The 17,543-nt window shown below is 64.9% G+C and carries 16 protein-coding genes; 8 read left to right on the top strand and 8 right to left on the bottom strand.

The window, feature by feature from the left end:
* Nucleotides 1–150: 150 nt before the first annotated feature.
* A complete protein-coding gene (argC, locus tag N0K08_RS13165; protein WP_261500833.1) occupies nt 151–1,083 on the bottom strand; it encodes an N-acetyl-gamma-glutamyl-phosphate reductase in 933 nt (310 codons plus the stop codon).
* Nucleotides 1,084–1,275: 192 nt separating this feature from the next.
* Between argC and sucC the strand changes: the two genes are divergently transcribed.
* The 5 genes from sucC to N0K08_RS13140 all read left to right on the top strand — a co-directional run bounded on the left by sucC (nt 1,276) and on the right by N0K08_RS13140 (nt 6,185).
* Nucleotides 1,276–2,436: an ADP-forming succinate--CoA ligase subunit beta gene (sucC, locus tag N0K08_RS13160; protein WP_261500832.1), complete on the top strand. Its 1,161-nt coding sequence runs from the start codon at nt 1,276–1,278 to the stop codon at nt 2,434–2,436.
* Between the two features lie 17 nt (nt 2,437–2,453).
* On the top strand, nt 2,454–3,347 hold the full coding sequence (gene sucD, locus N0K08_RS13155; protein WP_261500831.1) for a succinate--CoA ligase subunit alpha: 894 nt from the start codon (nt 2,454–2,456) through the stop codon (nt 3,345–3,347).
* Between the two features lie 321 nt (nt 3,348–3,668).
* Entirely contained in the window at nt 3,669–4,478 is an 810-nt protein-coding gene (locus tag N0K08_RS13150; RefSeq protein WP_261500830.1) for a Stp1/IreP family PP2C-type Ser/Thr phosphatase, read from the top strand.
* 118 nt (nt 4,479–4,596) lie between these two features.
* Nucleotides 4,597–5,226, top strand: coding sequence for an FHA domain-containing protein (locus N0K08_RS13145; protein WP_261500829.1), 630 nt, complete (start codon nt 4,597–4,599; stop codon nt 5,224–5,226).
* A gap of 389 nt (nt 5,227–5,615) precedes the next feature.
* Nucleotides 5,616–6,185 (top strand): pilin, encoded by a 570-nt coding sequence (locus N0K08_RS13140; RefSeq protein ID WP_261500828.1) that lies wholly within the window; start codon nt 5,616–5,618, stop codon nt 6,183–6,185.
* A gap of 86 nt (nt 6,186–6,271) precedes the next feature.
* On the opposite strand, the gene moaC is transcribed toward N0K08_RS13140, so the two are convergent.
* Nucleotides 6,272–6,751, bottom strand: coding sequence for a cyclic pyranopterin monophosphate synthase MoaC (gene moaC / locus N0K08_RS13135; protein WP_261500827.1), 480 nt, complete (start codon nt 6,749–6,751; stop codon nt 6,272–6,274).
* A gap of 134 nt (nt 6,752–6,885) precedes the next feature.
* Here moaC and N0K08_RS13130 point away from each other — a divergent pair, with 134 nt between their 5' ends.
* Nucleotides 6,886–8,430 (top strand): M48 family metalloprotease, encoded by a 1,545-nt coding sequence (locus tag N0K08_RS13130; RefSeq protein ID WP_261500826.1) that lies wholly within the window; start codon nt 6,886–6,888, stop codon nt 8,428–8,430.
* Here N0K08_RS13130 and N0K08_RS13125 read toward each other — a convergent pair.
* The 3 genes from N0K08_RS13125 to N0K08_RS13115 all read right to left on the bottom strand — a co-directional run bounded on the left by N0K08_RS13125 (nt 8,401) and on the right by N0K08_RS13115 (nt 10,127).
* Nucleotides 8,401–8,751, bottom strand: a complete 351-nt coding sequence (locus N0K08_RS13125; RefSeq protein WP_261500825.1) for a phage holin family protein — start codon at nt 8,749–8,751, stop codon at nt 8,401–8,403. The two genes, N0K08_RS13130 and N0K08_RS13125, sit on opposite strands and share 30 nt — an antisense overlap.
* Nucleotides 8,752–8,826: 75 nt before the next feature.
* The gene (locus tag N0K08_RS13120; RefSeq protein WP_261500824.1) at nt 8,827–9,279 is read right to left on the bottom strand and encodes a hypothetical protein; all 453 of its coding nucleotides are present in this window, start codon (nt 9,277–9,279) and stop codon (nt 8,827–8,829) included.
* A gap of 107 nt (nt 9,280–9,386) precedes the next feature.
* Nucleotides 9,387–10,127 carry a TerC family protein gene (locus N0K08_RS13115; RefSeq protein WP_261500823.1) on the bottom strand — a complete coding sequence of 247 codons (741 nt, stop codon included), beginning with the start codon at nt 10,125–10,127 and terminating at the stop codon, nt 9,387–9,389.
* Between the two features lie 462 nt (nt 10,128–10,589).
* On the opposite strand from N0K08_RS13115, the gene N0K08_RS13110 reads away from it, so the two are divergent.
* Nucleotides 10,590–10,997, top strand: a complete 408-nt coding sequence (locus tag N0K08_RS13110) for a DUF3717 domain-containing protein (RefSeq protein ID WP_261500822.1) — start codon at nt 10,590–10,592, stop codon at nt 10,995–10,997.
* Between the two features lie 165 nt (nt 10,998–11,162).
* On the opposite strand, the gene N0K08_RS13105 is transcribed toward N0K08_RS13110, so the two are convergent.
* Nucleotides 11,163–11,723, bottom strand: coding sequence for a YaeQ family protein (locus tag N0K08_RS13105; RefSeq protein ID WP_261500821.1), 561 nt, complete (start codon nt 11,721–11,723; stop codon nt 11,163–11,165).
* 235 nt (nt 11,724–11,958) lie between these two features.
* Entirely contained in the window at nt 11,959–13,338 is a 1,380-nt protein-coding gene (gene purB, locus N0K08_RS13100; protein ID WP_261500820.1) for an adenylosuccinate lyase, read from the bottom strand.
* A 222-nt stretch (nt 13,339–13,560) separates the two neighbouring features.
* Between purB and N0K08_RS13095 the strand changes: the two genes are divergently transcribed.
* Nucleotides 13,561–14,178, top strand: coding sequence for a glutathione S-transferase family protein (locus N0K08_RS13095; RefSeq protein WP_261500819.1), 618 nt, complete (start codon nt 13,561–13,563; stop codon nt 14,176–14,178).
* A 529-nt stretch (nt 14,179–14,707) separates the two neighbouring features.
* Here N0K08_RS13095 and glnE read toward each other — a convergent pair.
* A complete protein-coding gene (gene glnE, locus N0K08_RS13090; RefSeq protein WP_261500818.1) occupies nt 14,708–17,506 on the bottom strand; it encodes a bifunctional [glutamate--ammonia ligase]-adenylyl-L-tyrosine phosphorylase/[glutamate--ammonia-ligase] adenylyltransferase in 2,799 nt (932 codons plus the stop codon).
* Nucleotides 17,507–17,543: the final 37 nt, after the last annotated feature.

Genomic DNA, 17,543 nt, shown 5'->3' with positions numbered 1-17,543 from the left:
AAAAAACTGGCGTAACCCAGCAAGGGGACACCGAGCAAGGGCCGCCCCGCAGCGACGGTGCCGTCCCTGGCCGGGCGCCCCCCTCCACCGAAGGATGAGAGGGGGGAGCGGGGGCCGGCCATCCGGCGCAGCCGCTCAGGGGGTGCTTTGTCAGATCCCCAACATCAACTGCATGTTCTGCACTGCCGCGCCGCTCGCGCCCTTGCCCAGGTTGTCCAGGCGGGCGATCAGCACGGCCTGGCGGTATTCCTCGTTGGCGAAGACGCGCAGCTCCAGCTTGTTGGTGCCGGCCAGGGTATCGGCGGCGAGCTTGCCGTCGGACGTGGGCGGCAGCACTGACACCCATTGTTCGGGCGTCGCCGTGCGGGCGTAGTGGCTGGCCAGCGCATCGTGCAGGTCGGCGGCCTTGGGCGCGCCGGGCAGCAGGTCCAGGTGCAGGGGCAGTTGCACCAGCATGCCCTGGGCGAAGTTGCCCACCGCGGGGATGAACACCGGGCGGCGCGTCAGGCCCGTGTAGTGCAGGATTTCAGGGATGTGCTTGTGCGCCAGGCCCAGGGCGTAAGCCTCGTAGGGCGCGGCCGTGCCGGCCTCGTAGGCTTCCATCATCGACCGACCGCCACCCGAGTAGCCCGACACCGAGGGCAAGCTCAGACCGAAGTCCGCGGGCACCAGGCCGGCGTCCACCAGTGGGCGCAGCAAGGCGATGGCGCCCGTGGCGTAGCAGCCGGGGTTGCTCACGCGCGTGGCGGCCTTGACGGCATCCAGCTGACCGGCGCACAGCTCGGGAAAGCCATAGACCCAGCCCGGCGCCGTGCGGTGGGCCGTGGACGCGTCGATGATCTTGATGTTGCGGCCGGTTTCCTGGTTCACGGCATCCACCATGGCCACGGTATCGCGCGCGGCGTCGTCGTGGAGGCACAGAATGACCAGGTCCACGCCGGCCACCAGCGCGCGCTTGGCGGCCGGATCCTTGCGCAGCTCAGGCGCGATGCTGACCAGCTCGACCTGTGGCATGGCCTGCAAACGCTCGCGAATCTGCAAGCCCGTGGTACCGGCTTCGCCGTCGATAAACACTTTGGACATGGAAAACTCCTGCAATCGGCCCCAGCCCTGCTCCCTACGGGCAGAGCCAAAGCCAGGTATATGGGTTAGTGGTTTTACACCGCAGTTGGTGCATCGCACCATGATACATTTCCGGCTTGCCATGCCCCATACCCGCAGCCAGACCACAACTATGGCAATCGGGTAAACCACCATTCCTGAGAGAGACAACTCATGAAGATTCATGAATACCAAGGCAAGGAAATCTTGCGCCAGTTCGGCGTGCCCGTACCGCGCGGCATTCCTGCATACACCGTACAAGAAGCAGTGGAAGCTGCTCAAAAGCTCGGCGGCCCAGTTTGGGTCGTGAAGGCCCAGATCCACGCGGGTGGCCGCGGCAAGGGCGGCGGCGTGAAGGTGGCCAAGACCATTGAAGACGTCAAGCGCATCTCTGGCGAGATCCTGGGCATGCAGCTCGTGACGCACCAGACCGGCCCCGAAGGCCAGAAGGTCCGCCGCCTGTACATCGAAGACGGTGCCGACATCCAGCAGGAGTACTACCTGTCTGCCGTGACCGACCGCGCCACGCAAAAGGTCGCATTCATCGCTTCCAGCGAAGGCGGCATGGACATCGAGGAAGTGGCCCACGCTACTCCCGAGAAGATCATCACCGTGATGGTCGACCCCCTGCAAGGTTTCACCCAAGCCAATGGCGACGAGCTCGCCAAGGGCATCGGCATGCCTGCGGACTCCAAGGCCCAATTCGTCGACGTGTGCCAGAAGCTCTACAAGTGCTACATGGACACCGACGCATCGCTGGTGGAAATCAACCCGCTGAACCGCGACAGCAAGGGCACCATCATGGCCCTGGACGCAAAGTTCAACTTTGACCCCAACGCGCTGTTCCGTCACCCAGAAATCGTGGCCTTCCGCGATCTGGACGAAGAAGATCCAGCCGAAGTCGAAGCTTCCAAGTTCGACCTGGCCTACATCTCGCTCGACGGCAACATCGGCTGCCTGGTCAACGGCGCTGGCCTGGCCATGGCCACCATGGACACCATCAAGCTGTTCGGCGGCGAGCCAGCCAACTTCCTGGACGTTGGCGGTGGCGCCACTGCCGAGAAGGTGACTGAAGCCTTCAAGATCATGCTGAAGAACCCCAAGGTCGAAGGCATTCTGGTCAACATCTTCGGCGGCATCATGAAGTGCGACACCATTGCCAATGGCGTGGTCACTGCCTGCAAGGCCGTGAACCTGCAAGTGCCTTTGGTCGTGCGCATGAAGGGCACCAACGAAGAACTGGGCAAGAAGATCCTGGCCGAGTCCGGTCTGCCCATCATCGCTGCCGACACGATGGCCGAAGCCGCCACCAAGATCGTTGACGCCGTCAAATAAGCCCTGGAGATAGCAATATGTCGATCTATATCAACAAAGACACCAAAGTCATCACCCAGGGCATCACCGGCAAGACGGGTCAATTCCACACTGAAAAGTGCCAGGAATACGCGAACGGCAAGAACTGCTTTGTCGCGGGCGTGAACCCCAAGAAGGCCGGCGAGTCGATCTTCAACATTCCAATCTACGGTTCCGTCACCGAAGCTGCCAAGCAAACCGGCGCTACCGTGTCGGTGATCTACGTGCCCCCAGCAGGCGCAGCCGCTGCGATCTGGGAAGCCGTGGAAGCCGAGCTGGACATGGCCATCTGCATCACCGAAGGCATCCCTGTCCGGGACATGCTGGAGCTGCGCAACCGCATGAAGGCCAAGGAAGCCGCCGGCGGCAAGCGTACCCTGCTGCTGGGCCCCAACTGCCCCGGCCTGATCACGCCTGACGAGATCAAGATCGGCATCATGCCCGGTCACATCACCAAGAAGGGCCGCATCGGCGTGGTCTCGCGCTCCGGCACGCTGACCTACGAAGCCGTGGCTCAACTGTCCGAACTGGGCATTGGCCAGTCGACGGCTGTCGGCATCGGCGGCGACCCGATCAACGGCTTGAAGCACATCGACGTGATGAAGGCTTTCAACGACGATCCGGACACCGACGCCGTGATCATGATTGGCGAAATCGGCGGACCCGATGAAGCCGAAGCCGCTCTGTGGTGCAAGGCCAACATGAAGAAGCCTATCGTGGGCTTCATCGCTGGTGTCACCGCTCCCGCAGGCAAGCGCATGGGCCACGCCGGCGCGCTGATCTCCGGCGGTGCCGACACGGCCGACGCCAAGCTGGCCATCATGGAAGAGTGCGGTTTCACCATTACCCGCAACCCTTCCGAAATGGGCCGTCTGCTCAAGGGTCTGATCTGATCAGCACCTGCTGAAGCCAGCCTGCGACTGCGTTGCCTTGCGACGCGGCCCCAGGCTCGGGGGATGGATGTCCAGCGCGGCGCGCGGGGCTCCATCCCTTTTTTTGTTTTTGGCGATATTTGCCGACCGGGCTCCCGTCTCGGGCAATCCGCTGACACGGAAAACCCCTACACACAGGCAAAGTGCAAGCAGCCCCCGGCCCACCCCGCAACCGTCTGCACTTACCGCATGCTCTTCGCCCAGACTTTTGCGTTATTCAGTATCCTGAAGCAGCGCACGTCCGCGCGCCCTTTGGCTTCAGCCCCCTCCTTCGCTCACCCCGTGCTCCAGCGTCTTCGCCGCTCCTTTGCCCCACGCCCGCAGTGGCGCTATGCCTTGGCCCTCAGATCCGACCCAGGCCAGGTGCGCACCAACAACGAAGACGCCGTGCGCGCCGAAACCACACCGCCCTGGACAATGGCCGTGCTGGCCGATGGCATGGGCGGCTACAGCGCAGGCGAAGTCGCCAGCGCCCTGGCCGTGGAGTGCATCACCCGCTCGCTGGCCCAAAGCGCCCGCCAACGCGCCGTACAGGCCAGTCCGGCGCGCACGAACGCCGTGCACAAGGCCCTGGCGCGCAGCCTGCAGGAAGCCAATACCGCCATCTGCGCCCACGCCAGCGCCAACAGCCACTGCCGCAACATGGGCACGACGGTGGTCGCTGCCGTATTCACCCACGACAAGCTGGTGGTGGCGCACCTGGGCGACTCGCGCGCCTATCTGTGGCGCTGCGGCACGCTGCGCCAACTCACGCACGACCACTCCTGGCTGCAGGAGCAGATCGATTCCGGCCGCTTGAGCGACGAAGCCGCCGCGCGCTCCACACGCGGCCACCTGATCACCCGCGCCCTGGGCGTCGCACCCCAGGCCCGGCCCACGCTGCGCGAAATCCGGCTGGAAGCCGGCGACCGGGTGCTGCTGTGCTCGGACGGCCTCAGCGACCTGGTCAGCGCCTCCGCCATCTCCGCCCTGCTGGCCACGCACCAGCCCCTGGAAACCCAGGCCCAGCGGCTCATAGACAAAGCCAACGCCCAGGGCGGACGCGACAATATCAGCGTCATCCTGGTGGCCGTGGACGGAGCCGGTGCCTGACGCGAGCGTCACGGTTCATTCAAGACTACCCGCTGCCGGTCCACTCGCTCTACACTCCCCGTTTGCGCCGCCGCCCTGCCGGGCCGCGCGGCTTGACACGCCACCAGGAGCCTATTGCATGCCCAGCTTGGTCATTTCGATTGACGGGACCATCATCAAAGAAGTCGCACTGACCAAGGAACGCACCACCATTGGCCGACGCCCCTATAACGACATCGTGATCGACAACCTCGCCGTCAGCGGCGAGCATGCGCTGCTGCACCGCACGGACGACAGCGTCTGCGTCGAAGACCTGCGCAGCACCAACGGCACCTATGTGAACCGCCAGCGCATCACGCGCCAGGACTTGCAGCCGGGCGACCAGCTCGACATCGGCAAATACCAGATGTACCTGGTGCTCTCGGGCGCGGACAACGCCGAGACCCCTGCGCCCAAGCCAGCGCCTGGGCCGGTGCCCGCGCCAGTGCCTGCGCCGGTGCCCGCGCCCCTGTCCGCCAGCCTGCTGCTGGAAGACGGCGGCCGCGAAGTGCCACTGGTCAAGACCGTCACCACCCTGGGCAAGCCCGGCGTGGCCGTGGCCGCCATTACGCACAAGCCCACGGGCTTTACCCTGGCCCGCATCGAAGGCGAAGACGGCAGCCTGCTGCTCAACGGCCAGGGCGTGGGCACAGCGCCCCAGCCGCTGCAGCACGGCGACCGGATGGAGCTGGCCGGCAGTCGCCTGCAATTCCTGCTGCAGCCCGCCTGAACTGAAGCACCCCCTGGGCCGCTTCCCCCTCGCAACCTGCGGTGGAGGGGGGCGCCCGGCTAAGGGACGGCACCCTCGCTTCGGGGGGACCGCCCAGGTGCGGCCCTTGCTCGGTGCCCCTGAGCTGGGACACGCCAGTTGCAGAGGCTGTGGGTAACGCGAGCGCCATGGAGGACTGAAAGCCTTGATTTGGGACAACTTTTGACAGATACGCCGTCATGGGTGACAAATTTGTCATCAGCCTGCGGCAAACATGTCAGAAAATGTTGGAACGCCGCTGCTTTTGCTTCCCCCTGCCGCGCCCACCGCTTCCAGGCTCAGATAAAGCTTCTGGCACAGCAATTGCTAACAGGGTAGGCGTTCCCCCACTTTTTAACCAGGAGCTTTCCATGAAGCGTTCTATCCAGCAAGGTTTCACCTTGATCGAACTGATGATCGTTGTCGCGATTGTCGGTATTTTGGCCGCCGTCGCCTTGCCGGCTTACCAGGACTACATGGTCCGCGCCCGCGTGACCGAAGCTTTGAGCCTGATGTCGGGTGCCAAGGTCACCGTGGCTGAGAATGCGACCAATGGCGCAGCTGATCTTGGTGCGGGCTGGGGCTCTCCGAAGCCTACGGACTCGGTTGAAAAAATTGAAATCAATAAAGATACTGGCGTGATTACTGCCACGTTGACTGCCAAAGCGGGCGCGATCAGCACCCAAAAAACGCTGACCCTCACACCAAAGAACGGTGGCTCGGATGCTATTGCCGCCGTTCCAGGAACAACACCCGGTAGCAATCCTCCTACACAATGCGCTTATGATCCTGCCGGCGTTACCTGTAACGGTGGCTCGGCTGCAGTACCGGCCGTCGCTGCTGGTACTTCGCTGGCAGCGGGTACCGTGCCTACTTCGACGATCGTATGGTCATGCGGTGGCGATTTGAATGCCAAGTACAAGCCATCGACTTGCCGTTAATACCGGCTAGAGAACTAGCAGCCTATCCCGGATAAGCTGCCAGTCTCTCTCCTGTGAAAACGCCCCTTTCGAGGGGCGTTTTTGCGTTATGCCACCTGCCACGACCCCGACTTGCCGCCGTGCTTCTCCAGCACGCGCACGCCCGTGATGCACATGCCCCGGTCCGCGGCCTTGCACATGTCGTAAATCGTCAGCAGGGCGATCTGCACGGCAGTCAGCGCTTCCATTTCCACGCCCGTGGGGCCCACGGTTTCCACCGTGGCCGTGCATTCCACTGCATTCTCGGATTCCAGCAGCGCAAACTCCACGGCCACGCGCGTGATGGCCAGGGGGTGGCACAGGGGAATCAAGTCGCTGGTCTTTTTCGCGGCCATGATGCCGGCGATGCGGGCAATGCCCAGCACGTCGCCTTTCTTGGCGCTGCCCCCTGCGATCAGTGCCAGGGTGGCGGGCAGCATTTCAATGCGGCCACGGGCCACGGCGATGCGGTGGGTGGCGGCTTTGGCGGCTACGTCGACCATGTGGGCCTGGCCCTGGGCGTCGAAATGGGTGAGTGGTGAAGTCATGGAATGATGGCCGGGTAAGGGCAGAAAAGTGCGCAAGGCGCTGTCCGACGGAACAATGCCGCAATCCGGGCATCATAGTGGGGTGTGCCACTGCCGTCGCCGTACTGTCCGGCGATGCTCCCGGGTCCCAACGAATGCTTTTTTTCCGACAACATACCGTCTCCCGCCTGCTGGCCGCCGCCCTGGCCTGCGCGAGCCTGCAGCCGTCGCTGGTGGCTCCCGCACTGGCCCAGGAAAGCTTGCAGCTGCCCACGCTGGGCGACGGCGCGTCCATCACCACGGGCGAGGAGCGCCGCCTGGGCGACCGCATCATCCGTTCGCTGTACCGCGACCCCGACTACATAGAAGACGCGCCGCTGCAGGAGTATGTCACCGACATCTGGCAGCACCTGCTGGCCGCGGCACGCAAGCGCGGCGAGCTGTCGACCGAACTCGACGAGCGTTTTGCCTGGGAGATTCTGCTGGGCCGCGACCGTTCGGTGAATGCCTTTGCCCTGCCCGGCGGCTACCTGGGCGTGCACCTGGGACTGATCGGCGTGGTCGGCACGCGCGACGAGCTGGCCTCGGTGCTGGCCCATGAGCTGAGCCACGTGACCCAGCGGCATATCGCGCGCCTGATCGCCCAGCAAAGCCGGCAAACGCCGCTGATGATCGGCACGCTGATCCTGGGCGCGCTGGCGGCGGCCAAAAGCCCCAACGCGGGCCAGGCGCTGATGGTGGGCGGCCAGGCGCTGGCCGCGCAAAACCAGCTCAATTTCTCGCGCGACATGGAGCGCGAAGCCGACCGCATGGGTTACAGCCTGATGGCGCCCGGGGGTTTCTCGCCCCAGGGCTTTGTCGGCATGTTCGGCCGGCTGCAGCAGGCCAACCGGCTCAACGACAACGGCAGCTGGCCTTATCTGCGCAGCCACCCGCTCACCACCGAGCGCATCGCCGACATGCAGGCCCGCCAGCCGCCAGGCCAGTCTTCGGCCCAGCCTGCGCCGTCGCTGGAGCACGGCATGATGGCGGCGCGCGCACGGGTGCTGTCCCGCCCCGGCGTGGACGTGCTGCGCCAATGGGTGCAGCTGCCCCAGACCAGTGGCTTCCCTACCCAGCCCCAGGCCCAACGTGTCGCCGCGCTGTATGCAGCCGTGCTGTCCCAGGTGCAATTGCAGGATTGGGGGCCGGCGCGCGCCATGCTGCCGGCGCTCAGACAGGCGCTGGGCAATGATGCCGCGGGCCTGCGCCAGACGGCCTTGCTCGCCGCCGAGCTGGAGCTGGCCGCGGGCCAGCCACAGGCGGCGCTGCAGGCCTTGTCAGCCATCAGCGAGAAGACCGACCAGGCTTCGCGGCCGCTGCTCTTGCTGCGCACGCAGATTCTGCTGCGCCTGGGCCAGGCAAACGACATGGCCGGGCCGCTGCAAACCTGGGTCGCGCTGCATCCCCAGGATGCGGCCGCCTGGCAGGCATTGGCCCAGGTCTGGCAAGCGCAAGGCCAGGGCCTGCGCGCGCTGCGCGCCGAAGCCGAAGCCCAGGCGGCCCACTACGACTATGCGGCCGCGCGCGACCGCTTCAGGGCCGGCCAGGAACTCGCGCGGCGCAGCAACACCCGCGCCGACCTGATCGAAGTCTCCATCATCGACATCCGGCTGCGCGCGATGGAGGATTTACTGCGGGAACAGGCGGCTGAGCGCTGAATCGATGGCCAGGCCCAGGCCCGAGTAGATCAGCGAGCCCAGAAAGGCCGCGCCAAAGCCGCGCACATGGAAGCCGTCGAGCACATTGGCCGCGGCCCAGAACATCAGCGCGTTGACGACGAACAGGAACAGGCCCACGGTGACCAGCGTCACCGGCAGGGTCAGCACCACCAGCACCGGCCTGAGCACGGAGTTGAGCAGACCGATGACCAGCGCCGCGATCATCGCCGAGCCAAAGCTGCGGATCTCCACGCCGCTGTAGACATAGGCCACCGCCAGCAGTGCGGCGGCATACAGGAACCATTTGAGCAGGAGTTTCATGCCGCCAGCATAGCAGCGAGGGCGGCCATCCGCCCGGAAGGCGAAGCCCTGCGCTGCACATGCTCTGCAACGGGCTCAGGCTAAGGTTTCGCCCATCATCCAGGCGATCAGGCCGCCCATGCCGGCCAACAGCCCCGGCAGGCTCCTGCCCTCCTGCCGCGCTGGTGCCTCCCGCTTGGGACGGCGTGCGTCCACGACCTGTAGCGGTCCATGGGCCTGCTGCAGTTGGTCCAGCAGGTCCGGCAGCGGTGTGCGGGCCAGCAGCACCGTCACATCGGCGGGTGCCTGGCCCTGCGGGCTTTGCAGACAGGGCGTGAGCTGGGCAAACAGTTTGTCAGCCCATTGGTTGCGCCAGTTTTCCCGCGAGCGGTGGCTGGCCCACTTGCTCACGCGATGGGTGATGCGCGGAGCGCAGGCGACCAGCAGCCAGCGGGTGCTGCCGGTATCGAGGGAAGAGGCCAGCGATGCGAGCAGCGGCTGGGCATGGGCGGCATCGTCGACGTAGACAATGAGGGTGGGGCTGCGCAAAAAAGCTCCTGAGATGACTGCACCAATAAAAAAGGCAGGCCTTGAAGAGGCCTGCCTTGGCAAGAAAGAGCGGCCTGCAGGACGGAAGTGCTGCAGGCCCAGCTGCGTCAGGCGTGGCCTGTGCCTTCAGCAGCCTTGGGGCGGCGCGAAACAATGTACTTGCCCAGTGCCAGCACCAGCAGTGCACCCACCACCTGGGCGCCGTATTGCAGGGCCTTGGTCTGTTCCAGCTTGGGCATCCACAGCCACTTGTCCATGTTGGCGAAGACCGGGTCGGAGACCAGCATGCCGCCGGCGATCCAGCCCAGCAGCATGCCGCCGGCCGTGATGATGATGGGGAAGCGGTCCATCAGCGTGATGACCAGCTGCGAGCCCCAGACAATGATGGGAATGGAGATCAGCAGGCCCAGCGTGACCAGCAGCATCTGGTGTTCGCCCGAGCTCTGGGCTGCGCCAGCGATGGCGATCACGTTGTCCACGCTCATCACCAGGTCGGCAACGATGATGGTCTTGATGGCGGCCAGCAGCTTGTCGCTGCCCTGGATGCCTTCATGGGCGTCTTCATCCGGAGCGAGCAGCTTGACGCCGATCCACACCAGCAGCAAGGCGCCGACGAACTTCAGGAAAGGCAGGGCCAGCAGCGTCATGGCAAACGCGATCAGGATCACGCGCAGGACGATGGCGCCAGCGGTACCCCAGATGATGCCCTTTTTGCGCTGCGCGGGCGGCAGCTTGCGGCAGGCCAGTGCGATCACGACCGCGTTGTCACCACCGAGCAGAATGTCGATGATGATGATCTGACCCAATGCCACCCAGAAGGGCGCATGCGTGAGAAAGTCCAAGTCCATAAAAACCTCTTTGTCGAAAGCCAAAAAGCGGTAGGAACCCGGCGGCACAAAGCCTTGCCAGATTCCCACGCGTCGGTTGGAAGCGGATGCGCAGAACTCTCAAGCACCTACCCACGACAGCCTGGAACCAGGAACTGGACGCGAAGGGAAATACTTTGACAGACCATCACACCGGTCTCTCAAAGGTCTTGCTCAGCCACCGTGCATGCACGGAGCCCGTAAGGCCGGAAGCTTGCGCTTCGTATTGACGACCTTCACGTACGTGCGACCGCCCAGCAGGTATGGGCAAGACGTCGCCGTAGGAGCTACTCCCCTTCGAAGCAGCAATTTAACCACATTTAGCAATGTCGGCGGCGAAAACCCGGATTTTTACTGTGCGTTCGCGCTGCGCGTCAAAGGCCATGGAGCCGTCTCGCCGTCGGTCTGGCGCTATCATTCAGAGCCATTTGTTCACATCCCTCCATGGCAGGCATACACATCACCGACATCGAAGCAGCCATCAACTACTGGCGCCAGAAAAAGCCTTCACCCGACGGCGTGCTGCTGGCTCCCGAGGCACGGGCCTTGGCCGATGTGTATGCGCTGATGATTTACCGCCACGCCAGCGAAGTCGATACCGACGACTTCCCCTCGCATGCCATGGCCGCCTGGCTGGCCTGGTACGACACCACGCCTGACACCCCCTGCATCGCCATCTGCTCGACCAGCCAGGGCGATGACATGTGCAAAGGCTGCGGACGCACGTTTGCCGAAGTCCAGCACTGGCCCGCGTTCGATCCGGCGGAAAAACGCTCCGTCTGGCGGCGCATCACCCTCGAAGCTTCGGCCTGGCGCTTCAACCGGTATGCCGAGCGGGCGAGGGAGAAATAAGGCACCCCCTGAGCCGCTTCGCGGCTTGGGCCGCCCCGGCTTCCCCCTCTCAACCTGCGGTGGAGGGGGACGGCAGCCTCGGTGCGGGGCGGCCCTTCCTCGCTGCCCCTCGCTGGAGCGCGCCAGTTTCGTGGGCAGGCGGTCGTGCGGGGGCTGGGGTCAGGGTTATTTCCAGCGAATCGGCTCGACCATCACGCTGCCGAGCTTGCTGCTGAGCGTGATCGCGCCTTCCTGGATGGTCGCCTGCAGTTGCATGCTGCGTTCGGCCAGCTGGGCCAGCTCGGGGCCGGCTTCGGAGGGCAGGCGCCAGACCTGCAACTTGGGCAGGCGGCTGAATTTGCTCTCGATGCCTTTCCACCACACGTCGGCCGCATGGCTGAACGGGTAGAGCAGCACCTGGTCCGACTTGCTGCAGGCCTTGGCGATGGGCTTGTCTTCGGGCTGGCCGACTTCGATCCACAGGCGCTTGCGGCCGGTGAAGTCGGTGAGCGAGACGTCCGGATCCTCCGTGTCGGACAGGCCGGCGCCGAACGCCAGGGTCGCATCGCCGTTGCACAGGTCGTTGAGCTGGTGGGCATTGAGCGCCAGCGCCACCAGGCGCGCCATCATGCGTTCATCGGTCTCGCTGGGGTGACGGGCCAGGGTCAAGGCATGGTCGGCGTAGTAACCGTGGTCGATGTCGGCAATCTGCAGGTTTGCCTTGAAGATGGTGGATTTGAGGGCCATGCGCGCGCTGTCCGTGTCGGAGAAAAAAGAAATGATTCCACTCGGGAATCAAAAAACAAGAGCTGCCAGCGCTTGGCTCGGCAAGCAAGGACAGCTCTTGTGAGAGTAGCAGTGACCAGTACTGGGCGCGGCTCAGCCCAGAGGCACCGAGCAAGGGCCGCCCCGCAGCGACGGTGCCGTCCCCCTCCACCGAAGGATGAGAGGGGGAAGCGGCGTCAGCCGCTCAGGGGGTGCCTCACACTCTCCGCGCGAGTTCCGCAGCCTTGCCCACGTAGGAGCCGGGCGTCATGGCCAGCAGACGGTCCTTGTCGGCCTGGGGGATTTCCAGGCCGTTGATCAGGCGGTGCAGGTCTTCGGCCTGCACGGTCTTGCCGCGCGTGACTTCCTTGAGCTTCTCGTAGGCACCCTGCACGCCGTAGCGACGCATCACGGTCTGGATGGGCTCGGCCAGCACTTCCCAGGCGTTGTCCAGGTCTTCAGCCAGCTTTTCCTCGTTGAGTTCGAGCTTGTTCAAGCCGGTCATCAGCGAGGTGTAGGCCAGGGTGGCGTAGCCCAGGGCCACGCCGATGTTGCGCAGCACCGTGGAATCGGTCAGGTCACGCTGCCAGCGGCTCACGGGCAGCTTTTCCGACAGGTGCTTGAGCACGGCATTGGCCAGACCCAGATTGCCTTCGGCATTTTCGAAGTCGATGGGGTTGACCTTGTGCGGCATGGTCGAGGAACCGATTTCGCCGGCCTTCAGACGCTGCTTGAAGTAGCCCAGCGAGACATAGCCCCAGATGTCGCGCGACAGGTCGATCAGGATGGTGTCGGCGCGCGCCACGGCGTCGAACAACTCGGCCATGTAGTCGTGCGGCTCGATCTGGATCGAGTAAGGCTGGAAGGTCAGGCCCAGGCCGTTGGGTTCGGCCGTTTCGATGACCTTCTTGCTGAAAGCTTCCCAGTCGAAATCAGGCCAGGCCGACAGGTGGGCGTTGTAGTTGCCCACGGCGCCGTTCATCTTGCCCAGGATCTTGACATTGGCAATGCGGTCCACGGCGGCCTGCAGGCGCACCACGACGTTGGCCATTTCCTTGCCGACGGTGGTCGGGCTGGCGGTCTGGCCGTGGGTGCGGCTGAGCATGGGCACGTCGGCGTACTGGTGGGCCATTTCGCGCAGCTTGAGCACGATGCGGTCCAGCGCCGGCAGCACGACCATGTCGCGGCCCACGCGCAATTGCAGGGCGTGGCTGGTGTTGTTGATGTCTTCGCTGGTGCAGGCGAAGTGCACGAATTCAGCGGCTTTTTCCAGTTCAGGACGGGCTTCGAACTTGGACTTGATCCAGTACTCCACGGCCTTGACGTCGTGGTTGGTGACCTTTTCGATGTCCTTGATGGCAATCGCATCGGCTTCGCTGAAGTTCTTCACCAGGCCCAGCAAGTAAGCACGCGCTCCTATGGAGAGCGGCTTGAATTCTTCAAATCCGGCATCGGACAGGGCGATAAACCAGGCAATCTCCACCTGCACGCGGCGGTGCATGTAACCCTGTTCGCTCATGATCGGGCGCAGGGCGGAGAGTTTGGCGGCGTAGCGGCCGTCGAGCGGGGAGAGGGCGGAAATGGTGGACAGGCTCATGGGGCGTAATTGTAGGTGTCTGAGGCCTGTCATCCACTGATCCCCCCCAGCCCGAAGGGAAAGCCAGGCAGCGCACAGGCCGTCTGGCACTGGATTGCCCCCGGACTGGGGTGTGGGGAAATCCATGAATCACCCACCCAGGCAAGCCCCATGGCAGGCATGGCTGCCGATAGAATCGGCCGTCCGGCGCCCGCCGTGTCCCCAGCCAAGGAAGTTCGTTGTATGAAATTGATCGGCAGCCCCAACAGCCCTTATGTGCGCAAGGTGCGCATCGTCATGGCGGAAAAAAAGCTCGATTTCCAGTTCGTGATCGAAGACGTCTGGGCCGCCGATGCCGCCGTCTCGGCGGACAACCCGCTGGGCAAGGTTCCGCGCCTGCTGATCGAAGGCCATGAATTGCCGCTGCACGATTCGCGCGTGATTGTCGAATACCTCGATACCTTGTCGCCCGTGGGCAAGCTGCTGCCAGCCAGCGGCCGCGAACGCGCCGACGTCAAGACCTGGGAGGCCCTGGCCGACGGTCTGCTCGACGCAGGCGTGCTGGCCCGGCTCGAAGCCACCTGGGCCGGGCGCAGCGAGTCCGAGCGCAGCCAGGCCTGGATAGACCGCCAGATGGGCAAGGTGCAGGCCAGCCTGCAGGCCATGTCCAAGACCCTGGGCGACAAGCCGTTTTGCTGCGGCACCCATCTGACACTGGCCGATATCGCCACGGGCTGCGCCCTGCACTGGCTGGACTTTCGCTTCCCGCAAGTGAACTGGCGCGACGATCACCCCAATCTGGCCAAACTGGCCGACAAGCTGGCCCTGCGCGCGAGCTTCAGCGAGACCAAGCCGGGCTGAAACCAGCCCCCACGCTCGCCCACTGCGTGTGGCTCGCTGCCCCCCAAGGGGGCCGTCCGCCGCCTTGGGGCGGCCCGGCGGCGGCGGTGGAGGTCTTCTCAGGCGCTCCATTCGCGCTGTACCTGCCTCGGCACGAAAAAATGGCCACCCTGCGGTGGCCATTTTCACGAAATAAAAAAGTTGCGAAGCATCCCGAAACGAATAAAGAGAGGGAGGGAGGAGAAGCGCTTCAGGAGGGTCGATAAGGATCGAGTCCATAAGGGCTTCGCAACAGTAAAGCGTCCATCGTTTGCAGCCTCGCTTTCGCTGGCGTAAACCTGATTGATAGAGGGCGAGTCTGTCCCAAAGTTCCTAGCCGTGCATCTGCAAAAGTGTAACGAATTGCTTAATTTTTAATCAACTTTCCGTCGCCCGCAAGCCAGGGAAAAGCGCGCGCGCCGTAGCGACATACGGGAGCGCAAATGCGCAGGAATGGCGGGCCGCTGCGGCCCGCGGGCGCCCGCGCATTTCGCAAATTAAACGTTTGTTTTCAAATATGTGTGGGCAAACCCGCGGCAGGCTGTGAGGCCGCCGTTTCCGGCGTGCCAAACACGGTCCGCCACAAGGCCAGCACGGCGTCGCGCTGGGGTGCCGCGCGCTGTGGATCGACCTGTCCGCTGGCCTCATCCAGCCGCGCCTTGTGCTGGATGCGACGCAGCTCCCGGTAGGCATCGGCCGCTGCCTGGCCCACGCCGGTCGGCAGCAAGCCGACCTGCTCGGCGCGCTGCAGCAAGGCGATATTGCCCACGTTGCCGATCAGCTGGGGGTGCTCGCCCGAGCGCGACAGCACCAGGTATTGCACGGCGAACTCCGCGTCCACCATGCCGCCCGGGCTGTGCTTGACGTCGAACAGCTGGCCGCGTACCGGATGGGCGGCACGCACGCGTTCGCGCATGGCGACGATTTCGGCGCGCAGCAGGGCCGCATCGCGCGGCGCGGAAATGACGGCTTCGCGCACCGCGTCGAAACGCGCGCGCAAGGCCTCGCTGCCCAGCACAAAGCGGGCCCGCGTCATGGCCTGGTGTTCCCAGGTCCAGGCGGTGTTGCTGCCGCGCTGCTGCTGGTAGGCGGCATAGGAGTCAAAGCCCGTGACCAGCAGGCCCGAGCTGCCGTTGGGGCGCAGCGCGGTGTCGATTTCAAACAGATCGCCTTCGCTGGTCTTCACCGTCATCCAGTTGATCAGCTTGCGCGCAAACGCCGCATAGACCTCGGGCGCGCGCTCGTCGTCGTCGTCGAAAACGAAGACGATGTCCAGGTCGCTGCCATAGCCCAGCTCCTTGCCGCCAAGCTTGCCGTAGCCAATGATGGCGAACTGCGGCTGATCGCGGTGGCGCCCCTTGAGGCGCGACCAGCACCACTGGGCCGTGACGCGCAGCACGCTGTCGGCCAGGGCGCTCAGGTCGTCGGCCACCTGTTCGACGCTGATCCGGCCTTCGACGTCACGCGCCAGCGTGCGAAAGATTTCCGCATGCAGGGCACGGCGCAGCAGGTTGAGCAGGGTTTCATCGTCGTCTTCGCCGGTTCTGGCGAGCGCGCTCAGGCGCTGCGCCAGTTCACGTTCAAAATCGGCGGCCACGAAGCGCTCGGTCAGCAGCGCATCGCTGGCCAGCTCGTCGATCACGCCTGGATGCTGGAGCAGGTAGCGGGCCGGCCAGCGGGCCGCGCCCAACAGGTGCAGCAGCCGCTCGTGCACGGCCGGGCGCTCCAGCAGCAGCGCCAGATAGCTTTCGCGACGCAGCAGGGGTTCGAGCCAGTTGACCAGGCGCACGGCCGCTTCTTCGCCCACGCTGCCGTCGGCCACCCATTGCGCGGTGCGCTGCACCAGGCGGAACAGGCGTGCGCGGGTTTCCTCGCGCAAGCTGGTGACGCGGGGGTGCGCGCGCCACTCGGCCACGCGTGCGGCCAGCTGGGCCGGCAAGGACGTGATCAAGTCATCGATTTCCTGGGGCGTGGCCGCGGACAGGGCCCGCGGGCCGCCGCAGTTGCCATTGCCGCACTGCGGCGAGGCATTGCCGCCCAGCAAGGTGTCGAACTCCTCGGCCACCAGTTCGCGGTGGGCATCGAGCTGGTGCAGGAAGCGACTGCAGTCGGGATAGCCCATGGTCTGGGCAATCCACAGCAGGTCTTCGTCGCGCGTGGGCAGCACATGGGTTTGCTGGTCGTCCAGGTACTGGATGCGGTGCTCGACCTGGCGCAGGAAAGTGTAGGCCTCGGTCAGCGCTTGCGCGGTTTCGGCCGACATCAGGCCGGAGCGCGAAAGGCGCTGCAGGGCTTCGAGCGTGGGGCGGCAGCGCAGTTCGGGGAACTGCCCGCCGCGCACCACCTGCAGCAGTTGGACGGTGAATTCGATTTCACGGATGCCGCCGCGCGACAGCTTGACGTCGTTGGCGCGCTCGGGGTGGCCGGCGCTGCGCTTGGCCGCATGCTCGCGGATCTGGCGGTGCAGCGAACGCAGCGCGTCGAACACGCTGTAGTCGAGGTAGCGGCGAAAGACAAACGGCAGGACCACGCCGCGCAAGGCCTGGACCTGGGGCGTGCGCAGGCAGTCAAAAGGCGCGACCACGCGGCTCTTGAGCCAGGCAAAACGCTCCCATTCCCGGCCCTGGGTTTGCAGGTATTCCTCCAGCGAGGCCAGCGAGGCCGCGGGCGCGCCGGAATTGCCGTTGGGGCGCAGGGCCAGGTCGACGCGGAACACGAAGCCGTGCTCGGTCACGTCGCCGATCAGCGCATAAATGCCCTTGACCGCGCGCGCAAAGTATTCGTGGTTGGAAGTGCGCCCCCGGCCGTCGGGCAGGCCCGCGGTGTCGCCTTCGTGCTCATAGACATAGATCAGGTCGATGTCGCTGGACACGTTGAGCTCGCGCGCGCCGAATTTGCCCATGCCGATGATCCACAGCTGCACCGGCTGGCCGTCGGGCCCGATAGGCGCGCCGTGGCGGCTGTCGAGGTCGGCCCGCACATGCTGGCAGGCCCGGTCCAGGGCCAGCTCGGCCAGTTGGGTCACGGCCAGCGTGACCACGGCCAGCGGCGCCTGCTGCGCGCAATCGAGCTGCATCAGCCGCTCCATCACCAGCTGGCGCAGCACCCGCAGCGCAGCCGACAGATCCAGCCCCTGACCCAGCAAGGCTTCGAGTGCCTGCCCCATCGCCGCGCGCGTGGGCACGCCAGGGGGAAACAGCGCCAGTTCTTCGCCATAACGTCGGTGTAAACGTTGGTAAAAACGGGAGTGCGCTAGGCGCAGCGCGGCCTCGGGGGCCAGGTCGGAAGGAGAATAGTCAACGGTCTGCATGCGCAACACAGGAAAAGCGGTGAACCGGCGGATAACC

This window comes from Acidovorax bellezanensis (assembly GCF_025421555.1).
In the GTDB taxonomy this organism is placed as follows: domain Bacteria; phylum Pseudomonadota; class Gammaproteobacteria; order Burkholderiales; family Burkholderiaceae_C; genus Comamonas; species Comamonas bellezanensis.
Note: the sequence above shows the minus strand (reverse complement) of the source record. Positions and strands in the feature narration are given on the sequence as shown.